The 19,825-nt window shown below is 43.4% G+C and carries 11 protein-coding genes and 2 pseudogenes; 7 read left to right on the top strand and 6 right to left on the bottom strand.

Features of this window, described 5'->3' with window-relative positions:
• Positions 1–32 precede the first annotated feature (32 nt).
• Positions 33–647 carry a carbonic anhydrase gene (locus NI466_RS01885; protein ID WP_004646264.1) on the bottom strand — a complete coding sequence of 205 codons (615 nt, stop codon included), beginning with the start codon at positions 645–647 and terminating at the stop codon, positions 33–35.
• A gap of 315 nt (positions 648–962) precedes the next feature.
• Here NI466_RS01885 and NI466_RS01880 point away from each other — a divergent pair, with 315 nt between their 5' ends.
• Both NI466_RS01880 and NI466_RS01875 read left to right on the top strand, forming a co-directional pair.
• Positions 963–2,000: an alpha/beta fold hydrolase gene (locus tag NI466_RS01880; RefSeq protein ID WP_253172526.1), complete on the top strand. Its 1,038-nt coding sequence runs from the start codon at positions 963–965 to the stop codon at positions 1,998–2,000.
• Positions 2,001–2,014: 14 nt separating this feature from the next.
• Entirely contained in the window at positions 2,015–3,016 is a 1,002-nt protein-coding gene (locus NI466_RS01875; RefSeq protein WP_253172525.1) for a hypothetical protein, read from the top strand.
• Positions 3,017–3,059: 43 nt separating this feature from the next.
• On the opposite strand, the gene NI466_RS01870 is transcribed toward NI466_RS01875, so the two are convergent.
• Entirely contained in the window at positions 3,060–5,123 is a 2,064-nt protein-coding gene (locus NI466_RS01870; RefSeq protein WP_253172524.1) for a TonB-dependent receptor domain-containing protein, read from the bottom strand.
• A 193-nt stretch (positions 5,124–5,316) separates the two neighbouring features.
• The gene (gene nfuA / locus NI466_RS01865; protein WP_044111637.1) at positions 5,317–5,955 is read right to left on the bottom strand and encodes a Fe-S biogenesis protein NfuA; all 639 of its coding nucleotides are present in this window, start codon (positions 5,953–5,955) and stop codon (positions 5,317–5,319) included.
• A gap of 158 nt (positions 5,956–6,113) precedes the next feature.
• On the opposite strand from nfuA, the gene NI466_RS01860 reads away from it, so the two are divergent.
• Both NI466_RS01860 and NI466_RS01855 read left to right on the top strand, forming a co-directional pair.
• Entirely contained in the window at positions 6,114–6,731 is a 618-nt protein-coding gene (locus tag NI466_RS01860; RefSeq protein ID WP_004646259.1) for a rhomboid family intramembrane serine protease, read from the top strand.
• A 219-nt stretch (positions 6,732–6,950) separates the two neighbouring features.
• Positions 6,951–8,492, top strand: coding sequence for a hypothetical protein (locus NI466_RS01855; protein ID WP_253172523.1), 1,542 nt, complete (start codon positions 6,951–6,953; stop codon positions 8,490–8,492).
• 429 nt (positions 8,493–8,921) lie between these two features.
• Here NI466_RS01855 and NI466_RS01850 read toward each other — a convergent pair whose 3' ends face one another.
• Positions 8,922–10,541, bottom strand: coding sequence for an inorganic phosphate transporter (locus tag NI466_RS01850; protein ID WP_044111639.1), 1,620 nt, complete (start codon positions 10,539–10,541; stop codon positions 8,922–8,924).
• Between the two features lie 536 nt (positions 10,542–11,077).
• On the opposite strand from NI466_RS01850, the gene metH reads away from it, so the two are divergent.
• Together metH and NI466_RS01840 are read left to right on the top strand one after the other, a co-directional pair.
• A complete protein-coding gene (gene metH, locus NI466_RS01845; protein ID WP_253172522.1) occupies positions 11,078–14,764 on the top strand; it encodes a methionine synthase in 3,687 nt (1,228 codons plus the stop codon).
• 461 nt (positions 14,765–15,225) lie between these two features.
• A complete protein-coding gene (locus tag NI466_RS01840) occupies positions 15,226–15,825 on the top strand; it encodes a TIGR02391 family protein (RefSeq protein ID WP_253172521.1) in 600 nt (199 codons plus the stop codon).
• 60 nt (positions 15,826–15,885) lie between these two features.
• On the opposite strand, the pseudogene NI466_RS01835 reads toward NI466_RS01840, so the two are convergent.
• Positions 15,886–16,185, bottom strand: a pseudogene (locus NI466_RS01835) (endonuclease domain-containing protein); the annotation flags it as partial.
• A 304-nt stretch (positions 16,186–16,489) separates the two neighbouring features.
• On the opposite strand from NI466_RS01835, the pseudogene dhaK reads away from it, so the two are divergent.
• Positions 16,490–18,220, top strand: a pseudogene (gene dhaK, locus NI466_RS01830) (dihydroxyacetone kinase subunit DhaK).
• Between the two features lie 124 nt (positions 18,221–18,344).
• Here the strand turns inward: dhaK and NI466_RS01825 are convergent.
• Complete coding sequence (locus NI466_RS01825) at positions 18,345–19,619, bottom strand: glutaminase (protein WP_253172519.1); 1,275 nt, start codon at positions 19,617–19,619, stop codon at positions 18,345–18,347.
• Between the last annotated feature and the right edge of the window lie 206 nt (positions 19,620–19,825).

The raw sequence follows: 19,825 nt of genomic DNA, 5'->3' as shown, positions 1-19,825 counted from the left end.
CTTATTTTAGAATGTAATTAGATGAATCGTGATTAAAAATCGAAGAATGTCACTTCACCAGTTTCCAGTGAATATTCCGCACCCACGACTTTTAATTTTCCTTGTCCAATCAGGTTTTCCAGAACGGCTGAACCGTGACGTAACTGATTTACCGAAGCAAATACGTTGGAACGTACTGCATGCTTGGACAATTTTGCCAAGTCATTTTTCAGTTCAGTTTGCATTAAGGTTTCAACAGAAGGACGCACGCGGTTTACAATCGACATCAGGTTTGCCGATGGCGGGCAATCAGGGCACATTAAGGTATCAATGGTGGCTTTAATCGCACCACAATGACTGTGACCTAACACCACCACAATCGCGCAATCATAACGTGCCGCGGCAAACTCAACACTGCCGACCTGTGAGGGTGCAACAATATTACCTGCAACACGAATCACAAAAAGATCGCCGAGACCCTGATCAAAAACCATTTCGGCTGGAACGCGCGAATCTGAACATCCCAAAACAATCGCAAACGGATTCTGATCCTCTGCCATTTCTGCGCGCTGTTGGTGGCTAAGTTGTTTTGGATGCGTGGTATCGCCACTGACAAAACGTTGGTTACCCTGTCTAAGACGTTCTAAAGCTTCTTGAGCTGTGAGCATTCTTTTCTATCACCGATGGTTTTAGTTGCAATATCTTACTGCCAGTTTTTTTGAATGTCACTTGCAAAAAATCTTAGCTGATTAAATTTTTAGCATTTATCTAATTTCATTTCTGCAGGGAATTTATGCGTAATACATCACATTTTCCAGTCATTTAATGCAATCTAGCAAAAAACTAATGGGTGACAAGCGCAAAGATTGATTTAAAATAGAATGAAGAATAATGTTTTTATTTGAATGAAAATTGCAAATTTATAACATGGAAGTATTTTGATTGAGCAATTTGCTCACTGGGTTTGTTTTGGGGAATGGTCAATGAAGAAAATAATAAAATTGCGCTCGAAAATGATTTGTTCAGCCGTGGTTGCCTTAAGCATAGCATTACCGGGACTGACACATGCTCAAATACTGTTTAGCCAGAAAAATGAAACATCTGCCAAAGTCTTGCAGCAGCATCTGTTACAAGAACGCAGCCTTGCCGGTCTCAAATCCAAGACCCTCAAAATTGGCGAGGTCACCTGGAGTTATAGCGAAGGCGGTGCCAAGAACAAACCATCCATTCTACTGATTCATGGTCTGGCCGGCACGCGCGACAACTGGAACCGGGTCGCCCAGTTTTTGACGCCCTATTATCATGTCATTATTCCAGATTTGCCGAGCAACGGCGACACCAAAGTTCCGGACAATTTTGATGTTTCTGTACCCAATGTGACTTCCCAGCTACGTCTATTTATTGAAACCTTAAATGTGGACGAGAATTTACATATTGCCGGACATTCCTTAGGCGGCTCGATTGCCACGGTTTATGCCTCGCAATACCCTTTTGATACGCAAAGCCTGTTTCTGATCAATAGTGCGGGCCTGTATAAAATGGGCAATACGCCCTATACCAAAGACCCACAGGCCTTGAAAGACCTGATCGTCAGCAAACCTGGTGATCTTCAAGATGTTTCCAAACAGCTGATGCAGAATCCGCCAGTGATTCCTTATCAGTTACGGCATGCACAGGAAAAACTGTTGATTTCACGCGCTGAACAAACCAGTAAATCAATTGACCAAGTGGTGATGCTAAACCGGATTTATACACCGGAAACCTTTGCCCGCCTGACCCGAACGGTAGAAGCACCCACCTTGATTTTATGGGGCAGACAGGATCGAATCATTAATGTCGAAGTGGTCAAAGAACTGCATGCCCTGCTGAAACGTGCCGAAAAACCTGTGATTCTAAATAACGTCGGGCATATGCCGATTCTGGAAGCAGAAAAACAGGTCGCACAACATTATTTGCCTTTTCTGGCCAAGACACAGACCCTAAAAAACCCGCTTGCTGATAAACTCATTCCTTTAAATTAAGTTTCAGAGATGCTATGCAGAAACACCCGATGATTGAGCAGTTGATCGATGCTCAACTTGATTTTCTCGATCAGGCATTTTCTCAATCTGAAACGATTCAAAGCGAGTTTCATGCATTTTATTTGTGGCTACGTAAACAGACGCTGAAAGAGCTGTGGAGTTGTGAACTGATCAACCAGCTTTTACAAAAACAGATTCTGGGTACTGCCGCCAGCAGCTTTCTGATTGAACAGATTGCCGAGCATATCCGTTTTGCCCTGGTGCATCCGGCCAATGATTCCACCACGATTGCCGATCTGATTCCAGTACTGACCGTAGACAAAATCGCCCAGTATGTGGCCAGTAAAAGTGGCCATCGTCAGCGTCTGATCAAAACCGTCGTGAATAATCCGGCATTTTCAGCCATGATTACGCAATTGATCCAGCATTCCATTCAGGATTATCTGGATAACTCCATGATTGCCAAAAGCGTGCCCGGGGTTTCCCGCTTTATGAAAATGGGCAAATCTGTACTGGAAAATGTTACCGATACCAACCTCGATAGCACCATTGCACGTTATCTGCAAAAGAACATTCTAAAGCTCAGCCAGATGAGTGAGCATGTGCTGAACCAGCATTTTGACGATGAAAAACTCTATCATTTTCAGGCCAATCTCTGGCATAAAATCAAAGACATGCCAGTATCGGTCTTGAAGAATTATATTGAGCTGCAGGACCTGAATCAGACGGTCGGCTTAGGTCATGACATCTGGGATCACATACGCCAGACGGACTATCTGCAGCAGCAAGTGCATGACGGAATTCATACCTGGTATGTCCGCAATCAGGAACATACTTTTGATCAGTTATTACGTGATCTGAATATTGATGAAGCGCTAATTCAGAATGAATTGCAGCAACTGCTCAGTCCGGTAATCCAGCAGATGGTTTCCCAAGGTCACTTACGTGAACGCACGCGCAAATATCTGGAACAATTTTATTATCATGAAGATACTTTGAAAATTCTTAAGATTTAAATAAAAAGCCGCTTTATAGCGGCTTTTTTATATTGTCATTTGCTTAGAATTTTGCATTCAGACTGATACCGTAACGACGACCATCCAATAGTTGATCACCATCAATATCTTCAGCTTTTTCATCCAGTAGGTTATAGACGCCGAATTTACCGGTCAAATTCGGACTGAATTTATAGTTAAAGCCGACATCTACAAATTGGTAGCCTGGATTTGGCTGAGCCATAGAGGTACGGCTCAAGTAAGCAGAGGTTTCAGAACGATGGTGCAAGCGGCTCCATACATTGAGTGCATCATTTAGCTCATAATCCACACCAATATTAAACATATGTTCCGGCATCTGGTTCAGTGGCTGGCCTTTAAAAGCACCCGATTTAAACTCTGAATCGGTATAAGTATAGTTTGCAGTCAATATCGTGTAATCATTCAGACTGGCTTCTACCGTTGCTTCTACACCACGAATTTCTGCTTCATCCACGTTGATCCGTTCACTAATAAAGTAGAATGGAATATCTCCTTCGAAGCATTTCCAATTCTGCCAGTTATTACGGTTTGTTGTGGTGCCATCAGTATCGGTTTCACAGGCACGAACTTCCGTAATACGATCTTCATATTTAGTGATAAAGCCAGTCAGCGATGTATTGATATAATCATTTTTCCAGTTGAAACCTAATTCAGTAGATACACTTGATTCAGGTTCTAAATCTGAATTAGCACGGATGATGCCACGGCCTGTTGCTAAGGGTGAACCACCGCCACCCGTGACGCTATAGAAACCTTCTGTGGCTGCACGAATATCAGGCTGTTTATAACCTGTAGCCACACCACCTTTTACTACAAAGTTATCATTTACCGCGTACACCCCATACAGTCGTGGCGATAAATGGCCACTATAGTTTTCATCATGATCATAACGTAAGCCGGCGGTTAAGTCGAAACGATCCGTAATACTCCAGGTGTCTTCAAGGAAAGCGGCAGCAGACCAACGTGTTAATTCACTAAATTCAGGTGCATTAGGATTCCGGTTAGTCGCTTTATCGACCAGTTTTTCATCTTTAAGATATCCCCCGAATGACAGCGTATGATCACCTAAGGCTAAGTTCCATTGACTGTTCGCTGTCCAAGTATCCAGGGTAATCCCTTTGGTGCCGAGTTCCGTATTGCCACGATCTGGATTTTTTGAATTTTCATATTGAATATAAGATGAACTGTCTAAGTTATCGCTATAACGGCCATTATGGGTTAAGGAATAAACATTACGATAATTACGCGAGAATGAATCTGCAGCACCTTGAGCAGGTGCTACCGTTTCCCCTACAGACGTAGTTGATTCCTGCTGCACGAAATTAGCTTCAACTTGTACATCATGATCATCATTAATGGCATAAGTCAGGCGTGAATTTAAGCTTTCACGTTCCGTGCCACGAAAACCGCCAACATAACGGTCTTCATTACGTTCCTGCTTATTGACTGCCAGTTGCAAACCAAGCTTATCTGCAATTAAAGGACCAGCAAGATATGCAGAAGCATTTTTAATATCACCTGAACGGCTACTGTCCTGAATCGTGGTTCCCAATTCAATATTGCCAGACCATTCATCCGACACTTTTTTGGTAATAATATTCACTACACCGCCCATGGCATCTGTACCATAAAGTGTAGAAGCTGGACCACGGATCACTTCAATACGTTCAATTGCTGAAATAGGTGGCAGAATATTTTTCTCAAAACCGCCATCATCCCCATTCGGGTTCACATCCTTGCCATATTGACGCTTACCATCGACCAGAAACAAGGTGTAGTTTGAACTCATGCCTCGAATACTGATGGTCTGTGCAGAACCCGAACCCGAAACCACGACCCCAGGCGTATTACGCAGCACATCAGTAATGTCGTTATATTCACGTTTATCCAATTCTCCACGATCAATCACAGTAATGGAAGCAGGTGCTTTAGCCAAATCTTGCTCATAACCTGTTGCGGTCACCACAATCGTTTGCAGTTTAGTCGCTTCCGCCTGTGGAACAACAGCTTCGACTGCAAATGCATTACCCGTCATGAGTGAAGTTACAGCAAATGCCAAAGTGGTTTTTAAGAATGGCTTATTCATACCTTGCGCGCCCCAATATTTATGAAGAAATCATGTTTATTCGGTTGCGAAGTGTAACAGCTTTCTACTCAAATTCAATTGCTATTGATAATTATTATCATTAATATTTACTAAATTTTAAGCCAGATATAAAAAAACCTCGAAAGTTCGAGGTTTTTTTATATGCTATAAATGAACTGTTATATAGAACAGCTTATTTCATATACGCACCTTCAGACTGACTATGATCCGTTTCATCAACGACATTCATCAATTCAGGAATATGCTGTTTTAGCGTTGTTTCTACGCCTTGTTTCAAGGTGATATCAATCGCTGAACAGCCCTGGCAACCACCACCAAATTTAAGTACAGCGGTTAAACCTTTTTCAGGGTCTTCTTTGACTTCAACCAGTGCACAGTTACCGCCATGGCCTGCCAGACCCGGGTTAATTTCAGACTGCAAGACATAGGTAATACGCTCTTCTACCGATGCATCTGGCCCCACGCGTGGCACTTTAGAGTTCGGCGCACGGAAGGTCAACTGACCACCAAAACGGTCTTTGTTGTAGTCAATCACGGCATCGAGTAAATACGGAATAGATGGCGAGTCGATAAAAGCAGGGAAATCAGGATATTCCTGCTTATAATCTGTCGGTACAACTTCATCAGGTGCACTATAGGCCATGCAACATTCAGCGCGAGGAGTACCTGGATGCTCTACAAAAACACGCACACCAATACCCGGGGTGTTCTGTTTATCCAGTAGATCCTTTAAATACTCTTGTGCTGTTGGTGTAATCAATAAGTTGGGAATTTCACCAACAACTGGAGTGCTGCTGTTCTCAGTCGACATAACAATAATTTCCTCAAGCTCAAGCGGCCATTTTAACTGAAGATGCGGGGTAATTTTTAAAAATCAACTAAAATTGTCGGATTTATTATAAAAGTACAACTTTAGCTCAATTTTAATGGCATGATAATTGGCAAATAGGCACCATTAGAATCATTTATATGCTTGATTTACCTTTTAATCATACCGTGACCATTATTCTGATCACCTGTATTGTGTCATTTATTGCTTTCTCCAAAGAGACGGTGATGAATCGCCTGATTTTCTGGCCGCCGGCACTGCAACGTGGACAATACGACCGCTTTATTACGCATGGCTTTATCCATGCGGATGGTGCACATCTGTTGTTCAACATGATTACCCTGTTCTTTTTTGGCAGCGTGATTGAAAGCTTTTATCGTCAATATCTCTATGACCTGGGTTTTATCCTGTTTTACCTTGGTGGTCTGATCGCAGCCATTCTGCCAAGTTACCTAAAGCATAAAAATGATGCGCGCTGGGCCAGTTTAGGTGCTTCCGGTGCAGTCTCGGCTGTACTGTTTGCCTATATTCTGTTTGAACCTTGGAAGTTGATCTTTGTGTTCTTCATTCCGGTTCCTGCCATTATTTTTGCTGTGCTGTATGTAGCTTATAGCATCTGGTCAGGCAAAAAAGGCAATAGCAACATTAATCACAGCGCGCATTTATGGGGAGCGGCTTACGGGGTGGTCATGACGATTATTCTGGAGCCACGCCTGATTCCGCATTTTCTGAATAAACTGATGCAAGTTCCATTTTAATTAGGGTTATTTAATGATAAGAGAATGAGGCTATATATGAATTGAACCTCATATTTCTGCTAAAAATTGATAAGAGAGCTGCTGCTCTCTTATTTTTTTGAAACATCTAGTAATATATTAGAAAGTCATGATGTCACTTAATGCCAATCTTGGACTGAATTTTGCAGCGATAATGTATACATCTGTATATTAATTACTGTCATTCTCGAGATATTTTGCATGTCCACTACACCAGACGGTCTTCAATTTCCTCTTCAGTCTCAGCAACAAAAACCAAGTAGCTCTAAAGCAGGGCGCGCAATCATTGCGGCAGCGCTAGCCAATGTAAATCCACACAGTTCTCAACAGGCACAATCAGAAAAAAACTGGCGCAAACAATATACTGTGCATTTTAAGCAGCTGGTCGAGCAAGGATTAAGTTCCCCTGAATCCAGCTTGAAAATTGCCGAAGATGGATTGGCAAAAGCACATCAGACTTTTGAATTTTACCGCGATGGTCAAAAGTATGTATTGCAAGATGCTTTAACTCTGCCCGCTGAACAACTACATACATTCAAACTCACAGGTAGCAATAAAGCTGTACCAGAATGGTATGTGCCTTACCACGGTCAAAAGCTGCAAGGTGACGCCTTATTGGAGCAGATTGAGCGCTGGGAAAGCCAAGGCATCGTGGAAACCAGTCATGCCAATGCCCTACGTGAATGTGTCGTGCATCCTGAATGGTTTGATCTTTCCGATCGAACCACGGTGCTGTTTGGTGCAGCATCGGAAGCCGGCCCTTTGACCTGGTTGGCGAAATGGAAAGCCAACATTGTAGCGATTGATCTGCCGAATACCCGGGTATGGGGCAAGATTGTCGACACCATTCGCCAAGGCAATGCCACGCTGTATGCACCTTGTACTGAAGACCTGCCTGCTGACACTTCACTTGATATTTTAAAAGAAAAATTGGGCGCGAATTTACTGACCCAGATTCCTGAAATTGCCAAATGGTTATTACAGTTCGAACAGGATCTGGATCTGGCTGCAATTGCCTATCTGGATGGTGAAAAGCATGTCCGCGTTTCCATGGCGATGGATGCCATCATGCACTATGTTAGTCAGCAAAAAGCCAATACCAGTCTGATGTACATGTGTACGCCGACCGATGTTTATGCGGTGCCGAGTGAAGTAATCGAAGCCTCTAAAGTGAAATATACTGAACGCTCCAAGGCACAGTCGATCCTTTCTAAAGGTGTTTCAACCTTAAGCCGCAAACACTTTTTCCAGAAAAATGCGCATGAACTGATTCAGTCTGGTGATCAGGTTTATGGTATCTGTGACTGTCTGGTAGTAGAACAAGGCCCGAACTATGCACTGGCAAAACGTATCCAGCAATGGCGTGCTACCTTGGCGCGTGCTCAAGGTCAGCGTGTCAGTATCAATATTGCCCCTTCGACGACCACCTATTCTGTGACCAAGAATCCGCTGCTTAAAGCCGCGTTCAATGGCGCCAGCCTGTTTGATGTTGAAGCTTTCGCGCCTGAAACCACCAATGCGATTATGGCGGCACTATGGATTCATGATCTGCGCAACCCAGAATCGGTGGCCAATCCTGAAGTGAAGCTAAACCATCCGCTTGAATTGATGATGCATGGTGCGAATCATGGCGGTTTGTGGCGAGTCGCCTATCTGGCGCGTACTGCACTGCCTTTTGCTGCCTTATATGGTTTTGCGACAGAGAAGTTGCCAAAAGGATTATTGAGTAAGTTGAAGAAGTAATTTTTTTATTATCTTCATCCAATTTTTCCATAAGAAAGGTAATAGTTATTTTTAAAGTTCTCCCCTCGTTGCGTAGCAGTGCTGCTCATCCCTAAAGCAGAGAGAACTTTAATTGAAAATGGGCGTTCCCTCTCCTTCTAGGAGAGGGTTAGGGAGAGGTTAATTTAGGCTTTCAATCATTCAAATTCTTATGAATGTGCTTTGGGCAGATTTAAGTTGATCTATTTTATAGCTTCTTTTTTTCTTTACTTTTGAAAGATCAAAAGTAACAAAAATCTTTTGTTAAGCTGATGATATGTCCCTATATCACAGCCTAACGGCGACATCCCTGTCGCCTTAATCGTAATTTAGATTCCTCTTTTACATCCTTAATTTTTCTTCCACCCATAAAAAAAGCTGCTCTAGAGCAGCTTTTTTTGTCTAAATAACTTAGAACACTTTTAACAGCACCCAGTACAAACCACCTGACAGGCAGATCGTTGCTGGCAAGGTAAAGATCCAGGCAGACAGAATGGTTTTCACCATCTGGAAATTCAGACCTGACTTGTTCGCCACCATGGTACCTGCTACTGCAGAGTTCAATACATGGGTGGTTGATACCGGCATACCAAAGCCATCTGCCGCTGCAATAGTTGACATTGCCACAAGTTCGGCAGACATACCCTGACCATAAGTCATATGCTGTTTACCAATACGCTCACCAACCGTCACGACAATACGCTTCCAGCCGACCATCGTGCCCAGACCCAGTGCCAAGGCTGTCGCCACTTTTACCCAGGTCGGGATGTATTGCAGGAATGAATCCAGGTTGTCACGATATTCATCCACTGTTTTTTCCTGTGCAGCACTCATTGCCGGTAAAGCTTCTGCTTTATCCAGACGTTTAAATGCTGTGGTGCTCAGGTACATGTCATTACGGAATTCAGAAACTTGAGCTTCAGGAACATCCTTAATGCTGGTATAGCTACCGACTTTCTCACCCAGATGATCCGTCAAGCTTGCCAATGCAGGCACGACTTCAGGGGTAATTTCCTTGGTCTGAATGTACTTGGTGATCACATCACGAGCTTGTTCATCCGGAATATCCTGATGATTTGGATAGATCACATCCGCTGTTTGCGCCGACAACTGACCAAAAGACTGAATATGCTGTGCATCCAGATTCTTGTTCAGCGAGTACGCCAACGGTACACAGCCGATCAGAATCAGCATGATCAGGCCCATACCTTTTTGACCGTCATTTGAACCATGGGCAAAACTCACCCCAGTACAGGTAAAGATCAGCATGGCACGAATCAGTGGTGGGGGTGGCTTGTTCCCTTCAGGTGGCTGGAACAGTTCCAGTTGACGCTTGAAGATTTTTTTCACCAGCAGGAACACAATCGCAGCAAATGCAAAACCGATTAAAGGCGAAAATAACAGCGCCTTACCGACTTTCATGACTTGCTCCATGTCTATACCTGAAGCGCCAGTACCGGCATTCAGAATATAGTTCATGATGCCCACACCCAGAATCGAACCGATTAGGGTATGTGAACTGGATGCCGGAATACCGAGGAACCAGGTTCCCAGATTCCAGAGAATTGCCGCGATCAGCATGGCAAAGACCATGGCAAAGCCTGCTCCGGAGCCGACATTCATGATCAGCTCGACTGGCAATAACGCAATAATGCCGTAAGCGACCGCACCACTGGCCACCATAACTCCAAGGAAGTTACAGAAGCCGGCCCACATCACTGCGACGGGAGCAGAAAGTGCGTTGGTATAAATGACCGTGGCAACTGCATTGGCGGTATCGTGGAAGCCATTGACGAACTCAAAGCTCAACGCAATAAAAAGTGCCGTCGCTAACAAAATAACTGAATACAAGCCCAAGGCCGGTACATGCGCTAAATCTGCAGACAACTGGAAGCCGATATAAATCAGCGTAGTGATAATAAGAGTCAGGAACACCGGCATAAAAAATTTCGGTGTTGGCACATGAACATTGGTCGACTTTTGGGAAGCCGACCCGTGTGCTGAATCTACGGGAGTTTGATTAGGATTCATGCAAGCAGGAATAGAGGATTCAAGAATCCCCATATTGTTCAGTTAAATTGTGACAATTATATGACAAACTGCTGTCATATGAAGCAATTATTTGGATTTTCTTGCTGCTATTCGTCCTGTTTAATTCCGACTAAAACACTAGATTTTGATTTTATAAATCATTTACTTAAGACAAGATTCCATCTTCTTCAAGCTTAAAAATTCAACATATTTTTCGACCAAAACGATTCAAGCCCTGCCTGTCATCAAGCTGAGCAAAAGTTTCATTTGCACAGCATAAGCCATCAATATGACAATTTCATGAATGAAAGCATCAGCTTAATTTTTTGATTTTGTTTACTGTCTCAAAGACATCGAATCAGATTCGAGATTGCAATATTTTCTGATCCGGATGTTAAAACTTGTTGTTTTTCTAGATGACTTATCAAATTTTCATATCATGCTTATCCATCATTCTGAGCAATCTCAGCAGAAATCAGCCAACTAATCTGCTAAGATTAGCGTCGTTTTTTTTGATTTCTGCTGAGAAAGTTTGAATGTCTACACTTACCACTTTAAAAGAACTTCTTGCCAAAAGAATTTTAATTATCGATGGTGCGATGGGTACCATGATCCAGCGCCATAAACTGGAAGAAGCCGATTATCGTGGTGAGCGTTTTGCTGACTGGGCCTATGATCTCAAAGGTAATAATGATTTGCTGGTGCTGACTCAGCCACAAATCATTCAAGGCATTCATGAAGCTTACTTGGAAGCTGGCGCCGACATTATTGAAACCAACACCTTTAACGGTACCCGCGTTTCAATGTCGGATTACCACATGGAAGATCTGGTTCCCGAGATTAACCGTGAAGCAGCGCGTCTGGCCAAAGAAGCCTGTGCCAAATATTCAACGCCTGAAAAACCACGCTTTGTAGCCGGTGTGATTGGTCCGACATCGCGCACCACTTCTATTTCTCCAAACGTGAATGATCCGGCGTTCCGTAACATCACTTTTGATGCACTCAAAGTTGACTATATTGAATCGACCAAGGCCTTGATCGAAGGTGGTGCAGACATCATCCTGATCGAAACTGTGTTCGATACTTTAAATGCCAAAGCTGCCATCTTTGCAGTAAAAGAAGTCTTTAAAGAATTAGGCTATGAACTGCCAATCATGATTTCAGGTACGATTACTGATGCATCAGGTCGTACTTTAACCGGTCAAACCGCTGAAGCCTTCTGGAACTCAATGCGTCATGCAGAGCCGTTATCTATCGGCTTTAACTGTGCGCTGGGTGCAGATGCAATGCGTCCACACGTGAAAACCGTGTCTGACGTTGCCGATACCTTTGTTTCAGCGCATCCAAACGCTGGGTTGCCAAATGCCTTCGGTGGATATGATGAAACGCCGGAAGAAACTGCCGCATTTATTAAAGAATTTGCAGAAAGCGGTTTAATTAATATTACCGGTGGTTGCTGTGGTACTACGCCGGATCATATCCGCGCGATTGCAAATGCTGTTGCAGGCATTGCGCCACGTCAAATTCCTGAAATTGAACCGGCGTGTCGTTTAAGCGGTTTAGAACCATTTAACATCACCAAAGATTCACTGTTCGTGAACGTCGGTGAACGTACCAACGTCACCGGTTCGAAAAAATTTCTGCGTCTGATTCGTGAAGAAAACTTTGCCGAAGCGCTTGATGTTGCTCGTCAACAGGTTGAAGCCGGTGCACAAATCATTGACATCAACATGGATGAAGGCATGCTCGATTCGCAAGGTGCGATGGTGCACTTCCTGAATCTGATTGCTTCTGAGCCAGATATTTCACGCGTACCAATCATGCTGGATTCTTCTAAATGGGAGATTATCGAAGCGGGCCTGAAATGTGTACAAGGTAAAGCCGTGGTGAACTCGATTTCCCTGAAAGAAGGTCATGACGAGTTTGTCGAACGTGCCCGCCTCTGCCGTCAATATGGTGCTGCGGTCATCGTGATGGCATTTGATGAAGATGGTCAGGCCGATACAGCTGCGCGCAAAAAAGAAATCTGCAAACGCTCATATGATGTGCTGGTGAATGAAGTGGGCTTCCCGTCTGAAGATATTATCTTTGACCCGAACGTCTTTGCGATTGCGACCGGTATTGAAGAACACAACAACTATGGTGTGGACTTTATTGAAGCGACTGGCTGGATTAAACAGAACCTGCCAAATGCGATGATTTCTGGTGGTGTATCCAACGTATCGTTCTCGTTCCGTGGTAACGAACCGGTACGTGAAGCGATTCACTCAGTGTTCCTGTACCATGCCATTCAGCAAGGCATGACTATGGGTATTGTAAATGCCGGTCAGATGGCGATTTACGATGACATCGATAAAGAATTGAAAGAAGCGGTTGAAGATGTTGTTTTAAACCAGAACCAGGGTGAAAGCGGTCAGGAAGCGACCGAAAAACTACTTGCGGTTGCTGAAAAATACCGTGGTCAAAGTGGTACGCAAAAAGCCGAAGAAAATCTGGAATGGCGTAATGAGTCTGTTGAAAAACGTCTTGAATATGCGTTGGTAAAAGGCATCACGACTTATATCGACCAGGATACTGAAGAAGCTCGTTTAAACTCTACACGCCCACTCGATGTGATCGAAGGCCCATTGATGGCAGGTATGAATGTGGTCGGCGATCTGTTCGGTGCCGGTAAAATGTTCTTGCCACAAGTGGTGAAATCTGCACGTGTGATGAAACAGGCTGTGGCGTGGTTGAACCCGTTCATTGAAGCCGAGAAAACTCAAGCTGAAGCTAAAGGTAAAATCTTGCTGGCTACGGTGAAAGGTGACGTACACGACATCGGTAAAAACATCGTTGGCGTAGTATTAGGCTGTAACGGTTATGACATCGTGGATCTGGGCGTGATGGTGCCATGCGAGAAGATTCTACAAACTGCGATTGATGAAAAAGTCGATATCATCGGTTTGTCTGGTCTGATTACGCCGTCTCTGGATGAAATGGTGTTTGTTGCCAAAGAAATGCAACGTAAAGGCTTTAACATTCCACTGATGATTGGTGGTGCGACGACTTCTAAAGCGCATACCGCAGTGAAAATCTCACCGCAATACCATAATGATGGCGTGCTCTATACCGCAGATGCTTCGCGTGCCGTGGGTGTAGCAACGCAGTTGCTCTCTCCTGAAATGAAACCAAAACTTTTGGCTGACTATGCAGCGGATTATGAAAAAATTCGTACCCGTCTTGCGAACAAGCAACCGAAAGCAGCGAAATTGTCTTATCAAGAATCTGTTGACAACGGCTTCAAGATCGACTTCGACAAAAATGCACCGGTTAAACCAAACTTCATTGGATCTGAAACTTTCACAAATTATCCGCTTGAAGCTTTGGTGGAATATTTTGACTGGACACCGTTCTTTATTTCATGGAGCCTGGCGGGTAAATTCCCGAAAATCCTTGAAGATGAAGTGGTGGGTGAAGCGGCGCGTGACTTGTATGAACAAGCTCAAGCCATGCTGAAAGACATCATCGAGAATAAACGTTTCGATGCGCGTGCGACGTTTAGTATTTATCCTGCAAACCGTGTAGCAGCAGATACAGTTGCTGTTGTGGATGAAACAGGCAATGTAACTCACAGTTTCGAACACTTACGTCAGCAGTCTGACAAAGTGACAGGTAAAGCGAACTACTCTCTGGCTGACTTTGTTGCACCAAAAGATGTGGCTCAGGATTACTTGGGCGGCTTTACGGTGTCGATCTTCGGTGCGGAAGAACTTTCGCAAGAATACAAAGCCAAAGGTGATGACTATAATGCAATTATGGTTCAAGCCTTGGGTGACCGTTTTGCCGAAGCTTTTGCAGAGCATTTACATCAACGTATTCGTAAAGAGTTCTGGGGTTATCAAGCAGACGAAGCTTTATCAAATGATGATTTGATCAAAGAGAAATATGTCGGCATTCGTCCTGCACCGGGCTACCCTGCTTGTCCTGAACATTCTGAAAAAGCGCCATTGTTTGACTGGTTAGGTACAACCGACAAGATTGGTACGTACTTAACGACAAGTTTTGCAATGTGGCCACCTTCATCAGTCAGCGGTTTCTATTATGCGAACCCTGAAACTGAATACTTTAACGTGGGTAAAATCTCTGGCGATCAGTTAGAAGATTATGCGAAGCGTAAAGGTTGGACGTTAGATGAAGCGAAACGTTGGTTAGCGCCAAATTTGGATGATTCTGTGGTTTAAGAACCCTCTAATTTAGAGAAGCAAAAATCCCCTCGAATGAGGGGATTTTTTTGTTTTTAGATTTTTAATCTCCCCTAACCCCCTCTTTTTGAAAGAGGGGGATTTCGCGTATCAAATAAATTACGTGACAACTCCTCCCTTTTTTAAAAGGGAGGTTGGGAGGGATTAAATTGCTATAAATAAAACTAATATTTAAAATGCTTAAACCCATGAAAAATTTAAGATTGAGAAATGGCAATAATAAAAAGTTTAGATCTAGGAAGCCTAGAAAGTATCTGTAAATTTTAGGTGAAACTAATAATGGGCTTTCAGGAACAGAAATTACCAAGTATCTAGCTGAATGTAATATCAAAGATCTTCAATTAAATTCAACAAAATGGAAGCGTTTATATGATGCTCTATACTCAAAACAAACCGAAGATCGCTGTTCCAATAATGTCTTAAATTTTATTAAATATGTTATGCGTCCTTCACGACATATCCATAGAAAAGAATGGTTTGAAAATATACGAAATGAATTAAATTATGTTTTGTCATTTGAAGGTTTGGCACTATCTAAAAGTGGCGAACTCAAGCAAGCAGACAAAGTTCAGACCTTTGATGAAGCTGAAGCACGGGCACAAAATTTAAGAAAAAATTTATTAGATAGAAAAATACATCCTGATGTATTAACCTTCTGTAAAGCAGAATTACTTGTAGATAACTATTTTCATGCAGTATTTGAAGCTACTAAAAGTATTGCTGAGAAAATCAGACTTAAAACGAATCTAACTTCTGATGGTGCTGAATTAGTAGATCAGGCTTTTTCGTATAAAAATAAAGTCCCTTATTTAGCCTTAAATAGCTTAACCACCCCAAGTCATCATAGTGAGCAGAATGGTTTCATGCATTTGCTTAAAGGCATATTTGGAACATTTAGAAATACTACGGCCCATGCTCCAAAAATCACATGGAATGTAGATGAACAAGATGCCTTAGATATTTTATCAACAGTATCATTGATTCATAGAAAATTAGACAAAGTAATTGAAGCTAAAAAAATGTATGAAGGTCAAATGTAATCCCTCCTAACCTCCCTTTAAAAAGGGAGGAACAACGCGAATACACAACCGCTATTAAATTCATTTGAAGTCCCCCTTTGAAAAGGTGAGAAGCATTGCTTCGCAAGAGGGGGATTTCTTCAAGCAATTCTGATAAATCATCTCCACCACATCATCCAACCGCCCCATCACTTGCCCGTTATCAAATCTCAAAACCGTTAACCCAAGCTGAGCCAAAGCATCATCTCGAATTCGATCTGCTTCTAAACCCACATCTGTGAAATGCTGACTACCATCACACTCAATCACCAACTTGGCAGCAGGACAGTAAAAATCCACGATGTAATTCAAAATTGGTTTTTGTCGATAGAATTGCAAACCTCATATTTACTTTACAAAATCCCTCACCCCGACCCTCTCCCAATGGGAGAGGGAGCATTCATTACTATTTAAATGCCGACATAAATTTATGAATAGACATTCCCTCTCCTTTTAGGAGATGAGCAGCACTGCTGCGCAAGGGAGAGGTAAAATTTAACAACCAATAAAAAATCTGAAACTGCCCCTTTTCTAACCGCTCCCCCCTAAAATCATCTGTTTTTACATTTTTAAGTCAGCAAATTCCAAACATTTCTATAATAATAAGACTTTAGACATCTCCCAGAATACGTGAAGGCCCTCCTCCATGAAAAAACTCATCAACAACCCTGAAAATCTGGTTGTCGAAATGTGCAAAGGCTTTGTCCTTGCTCGCCCTGAACTGACATTTACCGAATAGCATAAAATCATTTCACGTAAACAAAAACACAATAATGTGGCACTGATTAGTGGCGGTGGTAGTGGTCACGAACCTGCACATGCGGGCTTTGTCGGTACAGGCATGTTAGACGCGGCTGTATGTGGTGACGTGTTTGCATCACCTTCTCAAATTCAGGTCTACAAAGCCCTGCAACATGTGGCAACAGACAAAGGCGTTTTGATGATCATCAAAAACTATTCTGGCGATATGATGAATTTCCAGAATGGTGCAGCACTTGCTCAGGAAGATGGCATTAAAGTCGATTATGTAAAAGTAGCAGATGATATCGCGGTAAAAGATAGCCTCTATACCGTGGGTCGTCGTGGCGTTGCTGATACCATCTTCGTACATAAGATTGCAGGTGCAGCAGCATCAAAAGGTTTAGAGCTGGCGGAAGTCAAAGCCGTCGCACAAAAAGCGGCAGATAACGTGATTAGCTTAGGTTTTGCTTATAGCTCATGTACCGTTCCTGCGAAAGGTACACCAACCTTTACCCTAACCGATAATGAAATGGAATATGGCGTCGGTATCCACGGTGAACCCGGCATCCGTCGTGAAAAAATCTTGCCATCGAAAGAAATGGCACAACGTATGGTCGATGACTTATTTCTTGACCGTCCTGACATGCAAGAAGTTGCGTTGTTGGTGAATGGCTTTGGTTCAACACCAATGCAAGAACTGTATGTGTTTAACAATGATGTATGCGAACATCTGGCACGTAAAGGCATCAAGATTTACCGTACATTTGTTGGCAACTACATGACCAGTATCGACATGAATGGTGCATCGGTCTCATTACTTGCTGTGGATGATGAACTGAAAACCTATCTGGATGCGGAAGCCAATACCCCTGCCTTAAAGCTTGATGGCTCACCTGCACTACCATTTGAATTTGCAGCACAAGATGCAGCAGCAAGAGAAACCGCCAATACCGAAGTTGAAACCCAAGCTGAACATGCTGAAATTCAGAATGAGCAATTCACGATAGAAAATATGCGTTATGTGGTCGATGTGATGGCAGCCTGCATCATCAAAAATGAAGTGCCATTCTGCGAACTAGATGCGCATGCAGGCGACGGCGATTTTGGCATGAGCGTCGCAAAAGGTTTTAAACAGCTGAAACGTGAATGGCAAAGCCTGATTCAAGCACAGTATATGGATGAATTCTTGCTGAACAGTTCCATGATTATTATGGAACACTGTGGCGGTGCGTCAGGTCCAATTTGGGGTTCTGCTTTCCGTTCAGCCAGCAAAGCCATTCAGGGCAAACAAACCCTAAGCGTGGCAGATTTTGCCGAGATGCTGCAAGCAGCAGTGAAAGGTATTCAAGTGACAGGTGAGCGTTCATTTGGTCGTGGTGCTGTGGTCGGTGACAAAACCCTGATTGATGCTTTGGTTCCTTGCGCAGACTCTTGGTCAACCAATACCGACAAGACGTTTAAAGAAAACTTTGTCTTGGGTGCAGAGGCTGCGGTAAAAGGTGCAGAATCTACCAAAGAGATCGTAGCGCGTATGGGCCGTGCCGGTACGGTCGGTGATCGTAGCTTAGGCTATCCGGATGCTGGTGCACATGGCTTAGGCGTGATCTTTACGGACATTGCCGAGCATATTAAATAAGCTTTGCAAGATTTAAAAAAAAGCCCCGACACTGTTCGGGGCTTTTTTCAAATTTCATTTCCTCTACTGAGCAAGTTTAAAAACACCAGTAATGAAAGGTATTGCTCATCCCCATGAACATGGTCTAACTAAACTTCTCCAAATAGCGCTCTAACTCTTCTGTCACCACTACCCGCTTATTGCCTTTCACCTGTTCCTCACCCAATACGCCTTCTGAGTCAATGACCACCACTTTGTGCCCATTCGCTTGTAAACGTTTGACACCTTCAAATAACATGCGTGCACCCACATCATGAATCAAAGTCAAATTGGTCAGGTCTATGACTATACGTGTTTGAGCGTCTGGCTCATCCTGCAAAATTCGCAGCAACATTTCGGATTCTGTAAATTGCAATACACCGCGCAGCTCATACACGACAATGTCATTGTTCTTACCTACAGTATAACGACTTTGCAAAATGGTCTGTGCCGATGGCGTCCCTTCCATCAGATGCAAGCCCATGTCACGTGACAAACGCTCAAAAATATCTACGCCACGTACACTATGCCCATGCTCATCAATCTTAGGAGAAAAAACCACAATTCCCACTTGTCCAGGCAATACCCCGATAATTCCGCCCGACACACCACTTTTGGCAGGAATGCCCACCGTCGTCAGCCAGTCACCCGCCGCATCATACATGCCACAGGTCATCATCACGCTGAGCACTTGGCGCACTACATCACGCTCTAGCAGCTGTTTGCCAGTTTTGGCCTGAACACCGCCATTGGCGAGCACGCTACAGATATTTGCCAGATCTTTAACTGTCACTTTAATCGCACACTGCTTAATATATCCATTTACGATTTCCACAGGATCCGAATCCAGCACACCTACAGTACGCAGCATGTAACCAATCGACAGGTTCCGGAATGCAGTTTTGACTTCCGACTTATATACCTGCTTGTCGAATTCCAGTTGACGGCCTGCCAGCTCACTTAAAAAACGGCGCAAGCATTCCGCACGTGAAATGCCTTTTTGTACCGGAATCAAAGAATGCGTGGTGATCGCACCCGAGTTAATCATTGGATTTTTCGGAAGATGGGTTTCTTTATCCAGTGAAATCTGATTAAAAGCCTCTCCTGAAGGTTCAACGCCGACCTTTTCCAGTACTGCTGGAATTCCCAAATGCTGCAATGCCAAGGCATAGGCAAAAGGCTTGGACATCGACTGCATGGTAAATTCGGTTTCATCATCTCCCGTGGAATAAATCGTGCCATCCACCGTAGTCAGCGCCAAAGCGAACTTGTTTGGATCTACCGCTGCCAGTTCAGGGATATAGTCAGCCAAAGCGCCCTGATCATTATCATGACAGACCGTTAATACATGCTGGAGATAATCGGGCACCGGGGTTTTCATTCAGATAGATCCTTTATATTTTCATCCTGTTTACACCTTAAATTTTCAGGATAAAACTACAAGTCCAAATTGGTAGCATTTTATAAATACGTCCATTGATTTGGACTAAAACAAATGCCTTTTCAGCTCAATGATCATCAGGAGTAAGGGGCATTTTGATATTATTTTTTTGAGTTTTTATAAAATATCGAGCGGTTCAACAGGTC

It is taken from the genome of Acinetobacter lwoffii (assembly GCF_024129595.1).
Classification (GTDB): domain Bacteria; phylum Pseudomonadota; class Gammaproteobacteria; order Pseudomonadales; family Moraxellaceae; genus Acinetobacter; species Acinetobacter lwoffii_O.
Note: the sequence above shows the minus strand (reverse complement) of the source record. Positions and strands in the feature narration are given on the sequence as shown.

Excerpts from the sequence above, each read along its gene's own strand:
- NI466_RS01885 (WP_004646264.1), bottom strand. The coding sequence starts at position 647 with ATGCTCACAGCTCAAGAAGCTTTAGAACGTCTTAGACAGGGTAACCAA.
- NI466_RS01880 (WP_253172526.1), top strand. The coding sequence starts at position 963 with ATGAAGAAAATAATAAAATTGCGCTCGAAAATGATTTGTTCAGCCGTG.
- NI466_RS01875 (WP_253172525.1), top strand. The coding sequence starts at position 2,015 with ATGCAGAAACACCCGATGATTGAGCAGTTGATCGATGCTCAACTTGAT.
- NI466_RS01870 (WP_253172524.1), bottom strand. The coding sequence starts at position 5,123 with ATGAATAAGCCATTCTTAAAAACCACTTTGGCATTTGCTGTAACTTCA.
- nfuA (WP_044111637.1), bottom strand. The coding sequence starts at position 5,955 with ATGTCGACTGAGAACAGCAGCACTCCAGTTGTTGGTGAAATTCCCAAC.
- NI466_RS01860 (WP_004646259.1), top strand. The coding sequence starts at position 6,114 with ATGCTTGATTTACCTTTTAATCATACCGTGACCATTATTCTGATCACC.
- NI466_RS01855 (WP_253172523.1), top strand. The coding sequence starts at position 6,951 with ATGTCCACTACACCAGACGGTCTTCAATTTCCTCTTCAGTCTCAGCAA.
- NI466_RS01850 (WP_044111639.1), bottom strand. The coding sequence starts at position 10,541 with ATGAATCCTAATCAAACTCCCGTAGATTCAGCACACGGGTCGGCTTCC.
- metH (WP_253172522.1), top strand. The coding sequence starts at position 11,078 with ATGTCTACACTTACCACTTTAAAAGAACTTCTTGCCAAAAGAATTTTA.
- NI466_RS01840 (WP_253172521.1), top strand. The coding sequence starts at position 15,226 with ATGCGTCCTTCACGACATATCCATAGAAAAGAATGGTTTGAAAATATA.
- NI466_RS01825 (WP_253172519.1), bottom strand. The coding sequence starts at position 19,619 with ATGAAAACCCCGGTGCCCGATTATCTCCAGCATGTATTAACGGTCTGT.